The sequence below is a fragment of the Bradyrhizobium sp. USDA 3240 genome (genome assembly GCF_054063295.1).
In genome coordinates this window covers 8,874,313-8,886,465 of record NZ_JBSSGD010000002.1, presented here as the reverse complement: position 1 = coordinate 8,886,465, position 12,153 = coordinate 8,874,313, and the positions used below count along the sequence as shown (strand labels likewise).

Annotated in this window: 12 protein-coding genes and 2 tRNA genes; 11 read left to right on the top strand and 3 right to left on the bottom strand. The window is 64.3% G+C overall.

Going from position 1 to position 12,153, the window contains the following annotated elements:
• The first annotated feature begins 30 nt into the window (after positions 1–30).
• On the top strand, positions 31–744 hold the full coding sequence (locus ACVIGA_RS42420) for a tRNA-uridine aminocarboxypropyltransferase (protein ID WP_456670682.1): 714 nt from the start codon (positions 31–33) through the stop codon (positions 742–744).
• Positions 745–803: 59 nt separating this feature from the next.
• A tRNA-Cys gene (locus ACVIGA_RS42415) sits at positions 804–877 on the top strand.
• On the opposite strand, the gene ACVIGA_RS42410 is transcribed toward ACVIGA_RS42415, so the two are convergent.
• Both ACVIGA_RS42410 and ACVIGA_RS42405 read right to left on the bottom strand, forming a co-directional pair.
• The gene (locus tag ACVIGA_RS42410) at positions 856–1,104 is read right to left on the bottom strand and encodes a hypothetical protein (RefSeq protein ID WP_456670681.1); all 249 of its coding nucleotides are present in this window, start codon (positions 1,102–1,104) and stop codon (positions 856–858) included. The genes ACVIGA_RS42415 and ACVIGA_RS42410 overlap by 22 nt on opposite strands.
• Positions 1,105–1,404: 300 nt before the next feature.
• On the bottom strand, positions 1,405–2,088 hold the full coding sequence (locus tag ACVIGA_RS42405; protein WP_456670680.1) for a TetR family transcriptional regulator: 684 nt from the start codon (positions 2,086–2,088) through the stop codon (positions 1,405–1,407).
• 92 nt (positions 2,089–2,180) lie between these two features.
• On the opposite strand from ACVIGA_RS42405, the gene ACVIGA_RS42400 reads away from it, so the two are divergent.
• The 8 genes from ACVIGA_RS42400 (at position 2,181) to ACVIGA_RS42365 (ending at position 10,401) form a co-directional block, all read left to right on the top strand.
• Positions 2,181–2,666, top strand: a complete 486-nt coding sequence (locus ACVIGA_RS42400) for an anthrone oxygenase family protein (protein WP_456670679.1) — start codon at positions 2,181–2,183, stop codon at positions 2,664–2,666.
• Between the two features lie 115 nt (positions 2,667–2,781).
• Entirely contained in the window at positions 2,782–3,153 is a 372-nt protein-coding gene (locus ACVIGA_RS42395) for a hypothetical protein (RefSeq protein WP_456670678.1), read from the top strand.
• A 256-nt stretch (positions 3,154–3,409) separates the two neighbouring features.
• Positions 3,410–3,484 (top strand) — tRNA-Asn (locus ACVIGA_RS42390).
• A gap of 132 nt (positions 3,485–3,616) precedes the next feature.
• Positions 3,617–3,796, top strand: coding sequence for a hypothetical protein (locus tag ACVIGA_RS42385; RefSeq protein ID WP_223966426.1), 180 nt, complete (start codon positions 3,617–3,619; stop codon positions 3,794–3,796).
• A gap of 134 nt (positions 3,797–3,930) precedes the next feature.
• A complete protein-coding gene (locus ACVIGA_RS42380; RefSeq protein ID WP_456670677.1) occupies positions 3,931–4,596 on the top strand; it encodes a protein-L-isoaspartate O-methyltransferase family protein in 666 nt (221 codons plus the stop codon).
• Positions 4,597–4,811: 215 nt separating this feature from the next.
• The gene (locus ACVIGA_RS42375) at positions 4,812–6,194 is read left to right on the top strand and encodes a TolC family outer membrane protein (RefSeq protein WP_456670676.1); all 1,383 of its coding nucleotides are present in this window, start codon (positions 4,812–4,814) and stop codon (positions 6,192–6,194) included.
• A gap of 333 nt (positions 6,195–6,527) precedes the next feature.
• Positions 6,528–7,286, top strand: a complete 759-nt coding sequence (locus ACVIGA_RS42370; RefSeq protein WP_456670675.1) for a DUF2497 domain-containing protein — start codon at positions 6,528–6,530, stop codon at positions 7,284–7,286.
• A 247-nt stretch (positions 7,287–7,533) separates the two neighbouring features.
• Positions 7,534–10,401 (top strand): valine--tRNA ligase, encoded by a 2,868-nt coding sequence (locus ACVIGA_RS42365; RefSeq protein ID WP_456670674.1) that lies wholly within the window; start codon positions 7,534–7,536, stop codon positions 10,399–10,401.
• A gap of 18 nt (positions 10,402–10,419) precedes the next feature.
• On the opposite strand, the gene ACVIGA_RS42360 is transcribed toward ACVIGA_RS42365, so the two are convergent.
• A complete protein-coding gene (locus ACVIGA_RS42360; protein WP_223966437.1) occupies positions 10,420–11,025 on the bottom strand; it encodes a DNA-3-methyladenine glycosylase in 606 nt (201 codons plus the stop codon).
• A 134-nt stretch (positions 11,026–11,159) separates the two neighbouring features.
• Between ACVIGA_RS42360 and lipA the strand changes: the two genes are divergently transcribed.
• Entirely contained in the window at positions 11,160–12,119 is a 960-nt protein-coding gene (gene lipA / locus ACVIGA_RS42355; protein ID WP_223966438.1) for a lipoyl synthase, read from the top strand.
• Positions 12,120–12,153 lie beyond the last annotated feature (34 nt).

The following is a 12,153-nucleotide window of genomic DNA, read 5'->3' as shown; positions in this document are numbered from 1 at the left end:
ATTGGCCACCCACAGCGTATAGCCTTTGAAATGTCGAATCCTGTTGCTGCACCGGACACGGTGGAAGAATGCCCGCATTGCGGCAAGCCGATGCCGCTGTGCATCTGCGACAGCGTCACGCCGATCAAGAGCCGGATCCGGCTCCTGATCCTGATCCATCCGCAGGAGCAGGACAGGGCGCTCGGCACCGCGCGACTGTTGGCGCGGCATTTCGAGAACGCAGTGGTGCGGATCGGTCTGTCCTGGCCGAGCCTCGCCAAGGCACTCGGCCGGCCGGTGCCCGATCCCTCGCGCTGGGCGGTGCTCTATCTCGGCTCGGCCAAGGTCGAGGATCTCGAAACCGACGCCGAGATCGTCGCGATCAACCGCAAGGGTGAGCTGGAGCCGCACCAGCGCGGGATCCTCTCCGACATCGAAGGCATCGTGCTGCTCGACGGCACCTGGAGCCAAGCCAAGGCGCTGTGGTGGCGCAACGCCTGGATGCTGAAGTGCCAGCGGGTGATTCTCGGACCGAAACGGCCCTCGCTGTACGGCAAACTGCGCCGGGAACCGCGGCGCGATGGCCTGTCCACCATCGAGGCGGCCGCGATCTTGCTGGCCGGGCTGGAAAAGCGGCCGGATATCGCCACAGCGTTAACTGATAGTTTCGAGCGGATGCTGGCGAGATTCCGCGAAGTGCAGGTCGAAATGCCGGAATTGGCGCCAAAACCGAAGAAGCGGGACTTCCGGAAGCCCCGGCGTTAGCTGTCCGGCTTGGTTGGTTGCCTATCGCAGAGAGGGCGTATATGAAGTGCGCCGCAAGGGGCCACGTGGCGGAGTGGTTACGCAACGGTCTGCAAAACCGTGTACACCAGTTCAATTCTGGTCGTGGCCTCCACTCATCTCATCAATGGCTTGCAGCCAATACGTGAGAAGCCGCCTTAGCTCGCGGCGTACCCAGCCTTCAGGAAACGGAATCAGCGGCCACGGCACCTGGTTGTCATTGGCGGCGCGCGGCGGCGGCTGAATGCGGGGCGACGGCTGGGCCACGAAATCCTCCTGAGCAATAGGCGCGATCGCCGTTCGCACGGCGTCCAGCAGCAGATCAAATTCGACTTCGCTCATCGCGCTCTCCGAGGTTCGAGAGCGCCATGGTCGCAAAACTGTCTTCGGTCCGGATTGAGCCAATCGTTCGAATTTTATGAAAAGAACGATGGCGCCCGCTTTGGTTAATAAAACGCTGCTGACCCCCGCGGGGAACCTAGGTCGGCAAGGCCGCACCTCGTGTGAGACAAATCACATCTTGCGAAAAACTCTTCCCGGACTTCCCGGCAATATTGATAGCCGTCAAATATCGCAGAAATTTTAGGGAGACGTGACAGCGGAGACAAGCCGGGGAAATTCCCGGTGTCGGCGCGATCGTGGTCATGCGAGCCCGGCGAGGTCTCCCGGCAGCATGGTCTTGAATTGCGTCAGCACCTGCCGCGCTTTCCGCGGCGGCAGCGTGATCGCGTGACGCACGGCGGCTGCGATCAGCGTCATCGTCAGTCCTGAGAAGGCCGTGACGGAGGCGGCCGGCATGCTGGGCGCAACCCGCCTGACCGCGTCGGACAAAAGGCCGGAGAGCACGGCCATGTCGTCCGCATCGAGCTTTTGCAGGGCGCGGTCGGCCTGCGTCGCCTGCCAGATGTCACGCATCACGGGCTCGCGCACGAACATCTCGTAGTAACTGTCGACGATCCGGCATAGCGCCGGGTGCAGGTCGCGCGCGGACGAGACCGCGGCCAGGTCGCGCCTGACGCAATCGCGCCCGACGGCGTTGTGTCGTTCCGCCAGCGTGCCGATGATCGCGGCCTTGTCGGGAAAATATTGATAGAGCGAGCCGAATGCGACGCCGCTGCGTTCGACGATGTCGCTCATGCGGAAGGCCTCGCTGCCTTTCTCCGCCATGATCTCGGTCGCGCAGGCGAGGATGCGCTCGAACCGCTCGCGGCTGCGCTGTTGCGTCGGAGCAAGCCGCGCCAGCCCGGGCAGGGGCGCTTCCACCCCGGACGCGGCCCTTGCCGCTGCCTTTGCTGCCGCCTCAGGCGCGGCCTTTCGTCTCGCCATCTCTCGCCTCCGCAATCGGGGTTGACGCTTCAAATACGAGAATTTATCTCATTTTACAAATACGAGTATTTATCGCATTTGGAGATGAAACGATGCGCACTGTCCTGACCTCGGGCTTGCTGTGGTTTTCCGCACTCGGCTGCGGCCTGCTTGCCGGCGTCTATTTCGCGTTCTCGGCGTTCGTCATGACCGCGCTCGGCCGTATCGATCAGGCCGCCGGCATCTCGGCGATGAACGCGATCGATGTCGACATCGTGCGCTCGCTGTTCATGCCGGTCTTCCTCGGCACCACGCTGTCTTGCGCCGTGCTGGTTTTGCTCGGCGGGCTGCGATGGCAGGAGCCGGGTGCGCTTGCGATGATCTGCGGCGGCATCGTCTATGTCGTCGGGATGTTCGTCGTCACGGCCGTCTTCAACGTGCCGCTGAACGATCAGCTTGCGGCCACAGATCCGGCGAGCGCAGCGGCCGCACCGGTCTGGGCGCGCTATCTCACCGATTGGACCTTCTGGAACCACGTACGGACCATCGCCTCGCTTGCGGCGACGGCGCTGTTCATTGTCGCCATCGCTACGCGATAGAGCGTTTTGTGAGCGATGCGCTTCGCATTCTGTGCACGATTTGTACCCGTGCGGCACGATCGCTAAGGAGGTGACGCCGCACACCGATGCGCGGCCGACTGCCAGGAGATTTTCAATGAAGTCTATTTTGCCGGCACTGCTTGCGATGGGACTGGCGCTGATCGCCTCGCCCGCGTCGGCCGCCGATAACCGCAACGTTTCGGTGGTCAACGAGACCGGATACGCCATCAAATTTCTCGGCTTCAACGGGCCCGATGACGGCCTCGATGAATGGGAGAATGAGCTCGAGGGCACATTGAAGAATCAGGACACCGCTTATGTCGAGTTCGGCAACGACGACGACGAAGGCTGCGTCTGGAACATCAAGGTCGACTGGGCCAACTACAATGAATCGGTGCTGTGGAAGAACGTCAATCTCTGTAAGCTCAATGTTCTGAGGTTGCGCTACGACGCCGGTACCAAGACCACCTCGTTCATCGCGGAGTGACGTCAGGGGCGGGCCGGGCCCGCGGAAGAATCAACGGCGCGGCGGAATGGCCGCGCCGGCGGCGTTTGCGGGCGCCCATGGCGCCGAAAGCGGGACAGCCGGGACAGGCCTGCGTCGCCATGGAACGCCGGCAAAGCCTTGCACCGCAGAGGTTTACCGTCCCGCGCTAAAGTTTCGCCGGAGGCCCATTTGGTTCTTTGCAAGGCCGAAAGGCTTTGTTATACGCTGCCCGCTCGCGAACGCTTTGTTCGCCCATTCCTCGGTAGCTCAGCGGTAGAGCATTCGACTGTTAATCGAATGGTCGCTGGTTCGAATCCAGCCCGGGGAGCCAGTTTTGGCCCCATCAATACCCTTCATCGTCGTTCACAAGCCTGTGGTCCGTAACGGGCAGACAAAAATCGTCGTCAAATCGACTCAATAACCGCGGAGACTTCGTCCTGCCGGGTCTTGAGAGGTGATTCTGATGGCCATTACCCTGATCGACCTGTCGATGCCGCAGCCGACGCTTGTTCCGAACGATGCTCCCTGCATCAGTGACGATGAATGCGTTCGCCGGCTCGCGAGGGCCGTCGAGGAGCATGATTCCGAGCACCTCGATGAGGTGGCGCGCCTGATCGGCCGGCTTGCCGTCACGATCGAATAGGGCGCACCACGAAGCGCCTTTTTGGATGCGTCTTGCGCGCCAACGGCGTGTTGCGTTTTGGCGAAGCTTGTTCCAAAAGATGGCCCTGTTCTAGCTTCTCCAGCGGCAATGCCGCGACTTGCAGGGTCCCGCCAATGACCGGTTTTTCGACCGCGCGCCAGTACATGGTGGATGGTCAGGTGCGTCCGAGCGACGTGACCGATGATCGTATTCTCGAAGCCATGCTGACCGTGCCGCGCGAGGTGTTCGTGCCGGCCAGCAAGCAGGCACTGGCCTATCTCGACCTCGATCTCGACGTGACCGAGGGCGATGCGGCCAAGCGCTGCCTGATCACGCCGGCGCTGCTCGCCAGGATGCTGCAAGCCGCCGAGATCAAGGCGACCGACCGCGTCCTGGTCGTCGGCTGTGCGACCGGCTACGCCGCCGCCATCGTGGCGCACTTTGCCGGAGAGGTCAGCGCAACCGAGAGCGATCCGGCGCTTGCCGGCAAGGCCTCTGCCGCGTTCGCCCAGCTCGGCATCCAGAATGTGACCGTCAAGACCGCGGCGGTGGCCGACGGCGATGCCGCCGGCGCGCCGTACGACGTCATCGTTCTCAACGGCGCGACCGAGGTCATCCCGACCCGGCTGTTCGGCCAGCTCAAGGAGGGGGGCCGGCTGGTCGGGGTGTTCGGCCTGACGCCGCCGCCGCGCGCCACCCTCGTGACTCACACCCACGGGGATTTCGGACATCGCGAGCTGTTCGACGCCACGGCCCCCGTACTGCCCGGACTGGAACGGGTTCCCGCCTTCGTGTTCTGACCGCTACCGCGCTGCGCCACCTGATAAAATCCCGTTCCGAATCAGAAGTGTGGCCCGTTTGCCCCATGTGAAGAGTTTCCGCCGTGTTCCGTTGCGGGGTGGTTCCGTTGCCCTTAGCTGCGGACTAAGGTGAGGCGGGACTCACTTCGTCTGAAGCGACCGCCGGAACTGACTTGCGTGTGGAGACGGCGACTACAATGATTGGATTACCGGGGATGCGTGGGGTGAAAGCTATCACCGCGGCTGCGACTGCCGTCCTTCTCTTGGCGGAGCTGGGCCCCGTGCCCGCGCTCGCCGATACTATCGAGGCCGCGCTGGTGCGGTCCTACCAGAACAACCCCCAGCTGAATTCGCAGCGCGCGCTGGTGAGGGCGACGGACGAAAACGTTCCGCAAGCGCTCTCGGGCTACCGTCCGAAAGCCGCGCTGACCGTGAGCGGCGGATATCAGTACACCGACCAGCAGCCGACGGGTATCAAGAGCGCGATCAACGGAACCCAGAATCCGGCCAGCGCGGGCCTGACGGTGAACCAGTCGCTGTACAACGCGCAGACCCCGCACAGGGTGCGCGCGGCCGAAAGCCAGGTGTCGTCGGCACGCGAAGGTCTGCGCGTGCTCGAGCAGACCGTCATCCTGAGCGCCGCCACCATCTACATGGATTATCTGCGCGACGCTGCGATCGTCGAGGTCCAGCGCAGCAACACGCGTGTGCTCGAGCAGACGCTGAAGCAGACCCAGGATCGCTTCAACGTAGGTGAGGTGACGCGGACGGACGTCGCGCAGTCCGAGGCGCAGCTTGCGGCCGGCAAGACCCAGCAGCTCACCGCGGAATCGAACCTGACGACGACGCGGTCGAACTTCCGCCGCATCATCGGCAACGAACCGCAGAATCTTGCGCCCGGCTCGCCGGTCGATCGGTTCTTGCCGACGACGCTCGCGGCGGCCGTCGAGCTCAGCCTGACCCAAAATCCCAACGTCACGGCCGCGATGTACGGCGTCGACGTCAACTTCCTGCAGACCAAGGTTGCCGAAGGCGCGCTGCTACCGACGGTCGGGTTGCAGGCGTCGGTGACCGAAGGCTACCAGCAGCAATTGTCGGTGAACCGGCTGTTCAATGCGGCGGCGCAGGTTCAGGTGTCGGTCCCGATCTATCAGGGCGGCGCTGAGTATTCGCTGATCCGGCAGTCGAAGGAATCGCTGGCGCAGCAGCGTCTGGTCCTGGAACAGACCAGGGATCAGGCGCGTGCCAACGTCGTCACTGCATGGGGCCAGCTGGTCGCCGGTAAGTCGCAGGTCGCGTCGGCGCAGGCGCAGGTGACCGCGTCCGAAATCGCGCTGAACGGCGTGCGCGAAGAGGCCAAGGCCGGTCAGCGCACGACGCTCGACGTGCTCAACGCGCAGCAAGCGCTGGTCAATGCGCGCAACGCACTCGTCACCGCGCAACACGACCGCGTCGTTGCATCCTACAACGTGCTGAGCGCGATCGGCCGGCTGTCACCGCAGGTGATGGGCCTTTCGACCAACGTCTATGATCCCACCGTGCATTACCAGCAAGTGCGCGACAACTGGGCCGGCGTGCGCACGCCCGACGGCCGCTAAACACCTTCACATCAACGTCGCTTGTCGCGCCATGTTTGTGGTTCTGAGTTAATCAGGACCACAGACTGGCGCGTTTGCTTGCAATCGATAATTGGCCTGACATACCGTTTTGTTGGGCAGCAACGCGATTCGCGGCGCCGGCGTTGCGTGATGGCAGGTGCGACGCCACCTGTGATCACGCTGCATTGGGCGACCCGAAGCTTGCACAAAGCCTCGGGCGGGCTTGATCTGGGGACAAGTCGGGCGGGAGCAATGAAAATCTCCGCCTGCTTCATCGGAACCGGCGAATCCTCTCGGGCTTGATGTAAAATAAGTTTCGATGTGGAGTCGGAGATGACGCAACCTGCGAAGGTCCAAGAGCCCTCGATGGAGGAGATTCTGGCGTCGATCCGTCGCATCATTGCCGACGACGAGGCGAAGCCGGCCGCGGCCGAGAAACCTGCTGCTGCTGCTGCTGCACCGCCGCCGCCGCCGAAAGTCGAGCCGCCGCCACCAGCCGCCAAGCCTGCGATGAAGAGCCCGCCGCCCGCAGCACCCCCGGCCGCGAAGCCCGCCGCGTCGGCACCGAAATCACCGCCGCCGGCGCCAGCGCCGGCCAGCAACAGTCAGGACGACATCGACTCGCTGCTCGCCAGCCTCGACGAGGCGACGCCTGCGGCCGAGATCAGGCCGTCGCCGCAGCCCGAAGCCCAGCCCGAAGCCGATGTATTCGAGCTCACCGACGACATGGCGCTGCCGGAACCGGCGGCCACGCCGTCGTTCCGCAAGGTCGAGCCGCAGGATGACGTCGAGTTCACGGAAGCCCGCACACGGGCGCCGGAGCCAATGCGAGAACCGGTTCGAGAGCGAGAACCGCCGGCAATCGAAACTGCGCCGATGCAGCAGATCATCTCGGGAACCACGATGCGGGCGGTCGAATCCGCCTTCAATTCGCTGGCCAACACCGTGCTGAGCAACAATGCACGGACGCTGGAAGATCTGGTCAAGGAGATGCTGCGGCCGATGCTCAAGTCCTGGCTGGACGACAATCTGCCGGGGCTGGTCGAGCGGATCGTCAAGGCCGAGATCGAGCGGGTCTCCCGCGGGCGCTAGTCCGCCGCGGGCGTCAGCTCCTTCCGCAGGGGCTTGGCAGCCTCATTCAGCCCCCAAATGCCCCAGAGTTTCGGTTCTGATAGGATCAGACCCGAAACGCCAGTTCCCCGTTTTGACGCGTTTTCACGCGAACCGGTATCCACTTCGCTCGAAAACGCTCCCAATGCCGTTTTGACGTGCCGGTCCGGTTGACTTGGTGCGTTCGGGCGGCTTTCTACCCTTTCCCCATGGTCCACAGCGCATTGTCATGATCGAGAAAAACTACCAGCCCGCCGATATCGAGCTCCGGATGGCCCAGATCTGGGAGGAGAGCGGTGCGTTCAAGGCCGGCCGGCCCGAGCGCAAGGACGCCGCGCCTTTCACCATCGTGATCCCGCCGCCGAACGTGACCGGCTCGCTGCACATGGGCCACGCGCTCAACAACACGCTGCAGGACATCCTGTGCCGCTTCGAGCGGATGCGCGGCCGCGACGTGCTGTGGCAGCCCGGCACCGATCATGCCGGCATCGCCACCCAGATGGTGGTCGAGCGTCAGCTGATGGAGCGGCAGGAGCCGGGCCGTCGCGACATGGGCCGCGCCAAGTTCCTCGAGCGGGTCTGGCAGTGGAAGGCCGAGAGCGGCGGCACCATCGTCAACCAGCTCAAGCGCCTCGGCGCCTCCTGCGACTGGTCGCGCGAGCGCTTCACCATGGACGAGGGCCTGTCGCGCGCCGTCGTCAAGGTGTTCGTCGAGCTGCACCGCCAGGGCCTGATCTACAAGGACAAGCGCCTGGTCAATTGGGACCCGAAGCTGCTCACCGCGATCTCCGATCTCGAAGTGCAGCAGGTCGAGGTCAAGGGCCATCTCTGGTACCTGCGCTATCCGATCGAGGGGCGGACGTTCAATCCCGAGGACCCCAAATCGTTCATCGTGGTCGCGACCACGCGTCCGGAGACGATGCTCGGCGACACCGCGGTCGCGGTGCATCCGGACGATGAGCGCTACACCGACCTTGTCGGCCAGCATGTCATCCTGCCGCTGGTCGGCCGCAGGATTCCGATCGTCGCCGACGACTATTCCGATCCGGAGAAGGGCTCGGGTGCCGTCAAGGTGACGCCGGCGCACGACTTCAACGATTTCGAGATCGGCAAACGCCACGGCCTGCCGCAGATCAGCGTACTCGACCAGGAAGGCTGCCTCAGCCTCACCGGCAACGAGGACTATCTGCGCGGCTTGCCGACGGGCGCCGACGAGTTCGCCGCGGAGTTTCACGGCATCGAGCGCTTCGCGGCGCGCAAGAAGATCGTGGCGCGGCTGGAGGAGTTCGGCTTCCTCGAACGGATCGAGCCCAACACCCACATGGTGCCGCATGGCGACCGCTCCAACGTCGTGATCGAGCCGTATCTCACCGACCAATGGTATGTCGATGCCAAGACGCTGGCGCAGCCCGCGATGGCGGCGGTGCGCTCGGGCGAGACGACGTTCGTGCCGAAGAACTGGGAAAAGACCTATTTCGAGTGGATGGAGAACATCCAGCCCTGGTGCATCTCGCGCCAGCTCTGGTGGGGTCATCAGATCCCGGCCTGGTACGGACCGGACGGCAAGGTGTTCGTTGCCGAGACCGAGGAAGAGGCGGTCGGCAACGCGCTCGGCTACTACGTCGAGCAGGAAGTCATCACGCCGGAGCAGGGCCACGACATGGCGGTCGATCCCGCCAAGCGCGAGGGCTTCATCACGCGCGACGAGGACGTGCTCGACACCTGGTTCTCGTCGGCGCTGTGGCCGTTCTCGACGCTGGGCTGGCCGGACGACACCCCGGAGGTCGCGCGCTATTACCCGACCAACACGCTGGTCACGGGCTTCGACATCATCTTCTTCTGGGTCGCCCGCATGATGATGATGGGCCTCCACTTCATGAAGCAGGCGCCGTTCTCGACCGTCTACATCCACCGTCTCGTCCGTGACGAGAAGGGCGCGAAGATGTCGAAGTCGAAGGGCAACGTCATCGACCCGCTCGGCGTGATCGACGATTTCGGCGCCGACGCGCTGCGCTTTGCGCTGACCCGTGAGGCGGCGCAGGGCCACGACATCCGCCTGTCGCCACATCTGGTCGAGACCAACCGCAACTTCGCGACCAAGTTCTGGAACGCCTGCCGCTTCGCCGAGATGAACGAGTGCGTGAAGCCGGATGGTTTCGATTCGAAGGGCGCCAAGGAGACGTTGAACCGCTGGATCGCGCACGAGACCTCGCGCGTCACCCGCGAGGTGACCGAGACGATCGAGGATCATCGCTTCAACGACGCGGCCGGCGCGATCTACCGCTTCGTCTGGAACGTGTTCTGCGACTGGTATCTCGAACTCGCAAAGCCGGTGCTGATGGGCGAGGAGGGCGCGGCCAAGGCCGAGACCCGCGCCATGATTGCCTGGACCCGCGACGAGATCCTCAAGCTGCTGCATCCGTTCATGCCCTTCATCACCGAAGAGCTGTGGGCCGTGACCGCAAAGCGCGACGGCCTCCTGGTGCTGGCGCCCTGGCCGCGCAAGCAGGGCGTGACCGGGGAGCAACTGGCGGCGATCGCGACCGCAGGTCCCGTCGTCGATCCGATCATTCCGCCGGTGATTGCCGCGCTCGATGCGGACGAGTTCAGCGATCCCGCGGCCGAGGCCGAGATCGGCTGGGTGGTCGATCTCGTCACCACAATGCGATCGGTGAAGGCGGAGATGAACATCCCGCCGTCGACGCTGACGCCGCTGGTGATCGTGACCACCTCCGACGAGACGCGCGACCGCGCCCAGCGCTGGAACGACACCATCAAGCGCCTCGCGCGATTGTCGGAGATTTCCTTCGCTAACGCCGCGCCGGAAGGCGCCATGCAGCTGCTCGTGCGCGGCGAAGTCGTCGCGCTGCCGCTGAAGGGCGTGATCGATCTTGCGGCCGAACGGGCGCGTCTGGAGAAAGAGCTCGGCAAGGCCGACGCCGACATCAAGCGGGTCGATGCAAAACTCTCCAACGAGAAGTTCGTCGCCAACGCGCCGGAAGAGCTCGTCGAGGAAGAGAAGGAAAAGCGCGCGGCAGCAACGGAGCGCCGCGCCAAGATCCTCGAGGCGATCGAGCTGCTGAAGAAGGCGTCATAGCTGATAACGCTGTGACGCTCAGAACCGCTTGCTGAGGAACTTCGATCCTTTCAGCCCATAGCGCCAGGGCAGGTCGACGGCCTTGGTGATGCCGATCCGCAATCCGGTGACGATGTCGGGCGGCTCCAGCCGCGCGTGGAGCGCGATCGGCGGCCGGTCGAGCGGCAGTTCGCTGTGCGCGATCGTGATGCCGAGCGCCTCGCAGAGCTTGCCGGGCCCCGAGCACAGTGCGCGCTCATCCTCCAGCCCGCGCCGCCGGCGCATCGCGGCAAGCCCATGGGTCGGCTCGAGCGCGCGGATCAGGACGGCGCTGGCAGAGCCCGGCGCCTCGCAGACGAAGTTGACGCACCAATGGATGCCGTAGGATCGGTAGACATAGGAGAAGCCCGGTGGGCCGAACATCACCTGGTTGCGCGGGGTCGGTCCGTTGAACGAGTGGGCCGCCGGTTCGGTGTGATGGTAAGCCTCGACCTCCGTGATGATGCCGCCGACGCCGCCGACCAGGAAGGTCGCGCCGATCAGGTCGGGCGCGACCTCGAGGACGCTGCGATCGAAGAACGAGCGTTTCAGAGCTTTGCCGAGGCGCGGCGCGGTCGCACGGGTCGAGCGGGGTTTTTGAGCCATTTTGAGGTGGGAATCGGGGCGGAACGGACCTCGACACTGCCAATATATTGGCTGATCTGCTAGGGTTGCATAGGCCGGGTTGCGAGCCGTGCCAACACGGACTAGCTATGGCCTCTCGCGACTTGCAGGCACAAATGGTCACCATCGTCGACACCATCTCCACCACTCAGCTCCGCCCGCGCCACCCCGAAAAGGTGAACCGGCCGGATGCCGTGTCGCCGCCGAAGCCGGACTGGATCCGGGTCCGCGCACCGAACACGCGCGGCTATGCGGACACGCGCAAGATCGTGAAGGAGAACGGCCTCGTCACGGTGTGCGAGGAGGCGGGCTGCCCCAACATCGGTGAGTGCTGGGACAAGAAGCACGCCACCTTCATGATCATGGGCGACACCTGCACCCGCGCCTGTGCGTTCTGCAACGTCAAGACCGGCATGCCCAGCGCGCTCGATGCCCATGAGCCCGAACACGTCGCCGAGGCGGTCTCCAAGCTGGGACTGGCCCACGTCGTGATCACCTCGGTCGATCGCGACGATCTCGCTGACGGCGGTGCCGAGCATTTTGCGCAAGTGATCCGCGCCATCCGCGCGCGCTGCCCGACCACCACGATCGAGATCCTGACGCCGGACTTCCTGCGCAAGGACGGCGCGCTCGAGCGCGTGGTCGCGGCCAAGCCCGATGTCTTCAACCACAATCTGGAAACGGTGCCGTCGGGCTATCTGACGGTCCGTCCCGGGGCGCGCTACTTCCATTCGATCCGGCTGCTGCAGCGGGTCAAGGAAATGGACCCGACCATCTTCACCAAGTCAGGCATCATGGTCGGTCTCGGCGAGGAGCGGCACGAGGTGCTGCAGGTGATGGACGATCTGCGCTCGGCCGAGGTCGATTTCCTGACCATCGGCCAGTATTTGCAGCCGACGCGCAAGCATCACGCCGTGATGCGCTACGTGACGCCGGATGAATTCGCCGGCTACGAGCGTGTCGCCTATACCAAGGGATTTCTAATGGTGTCGGCGAGTCCGCTGACGCGCTCGTCGCATCATGCCGGCGAGGATTTTGCCAAGCTGCAGGCGGCACGCACGGCTCGCGGCCGCTAGATTTTGAAACGGCAGGAGGCCGGCGTCACCGCGC

What these genes read in the sequence shown, in the direction of transcription:
- lipA (WP_223966438.1), top strand. Translation starts at nt 11,160, where the DNA reads ATGGTCACCATCGTCGACACCATCTCCACCACTCAGCTCCGCCCGCGC.
- ACVIGA_RS42380 (WP_456670677.1), top strand. Translation starts at nt 3,931, where the DNA reads ATGACCGGTTTTTCGACCGCGCGCCAGTACATGGTGGATGGTCAGGTG.
- ACVIGA_RS42360 (WP_223966437.1), bottom strand. Translation starts at nt 11,025, where the DNA reads ATGGCTCAAAAACCCCGCTCGACCCGTGCGACCGCGCCGCGCCTCGGC.
- ACVIGA_RS42400 (WP_456670679.1), top strand. Translation starts at nt 2,181, where the DNA reads ATGCGCACTGTCCTGACCTCGGGCTTGCTGTGGTTTTCCGCACTCGGC.
- ACVIGA_RS42420 (WP_456670682.1), top strand. Translation starts at nt 31, where the DNA reads ATGTCGAATCCTGTTGCTGCACCGGACACGGTGGAAGAATGCCCGCAT.
- ACVIGA_RS42365 (WP_456670674.1), top strand. Translation starts at nt 7,534, where the DNA reads ATGATCGAGAAAAACTACCAGCCCGCCGATATCGAGCTCCGGATGGCC.
- ACVIGA_RS42370 (WP_456670675.1), top strand. Translation starts at nt 6,528, where the DNA reads ATGACGCAACCTGCGAAGGTCCAAGAGCCCTCGATGGAGGAGATTCTG.
- ACVIGA_RS42395 (WP_456670678.1), top strand. Translation starts at nt 2,782, where the DNA reads ATGAAGTCTATTTTGCCGGCACTGCTTGCGATGGGACTGGCGCTGATC.
- ACVIGA_RS42375 (WP_456670676.1), top strand. Translation starts at nt 4,812, where the DNA reads ATGCGTGGGGTGAAAGCTATCACCGCGGCTGCGACTGCCGTCCTTCTC.
- ACVIGA_RS42405 (WP_456670680.1), bottom strand. Translation starts at nt 2,088, where the DNA reads ATGGCGAGACGAAAGGCCGCGCCTGAGGCGGCAGCAAAGGCAGCGGCA.
- ACVIGA_RS42410 (WP_456670681.1), bottom strand. Translation starts at nt 1,104, where the DNA reads ATGAGCGAAGTCGAATTTGATCTGCTGCTGGACGCCGTGCGAACGGCG.
- ACVIGA_RS42385 (WP_223966426.1), top strand. Translation starts at nt 3,617, where the DNA reads ATGGCCATTACCCTGATCGACCTGTCGATGCCGCAGCCGACGCTTGTT.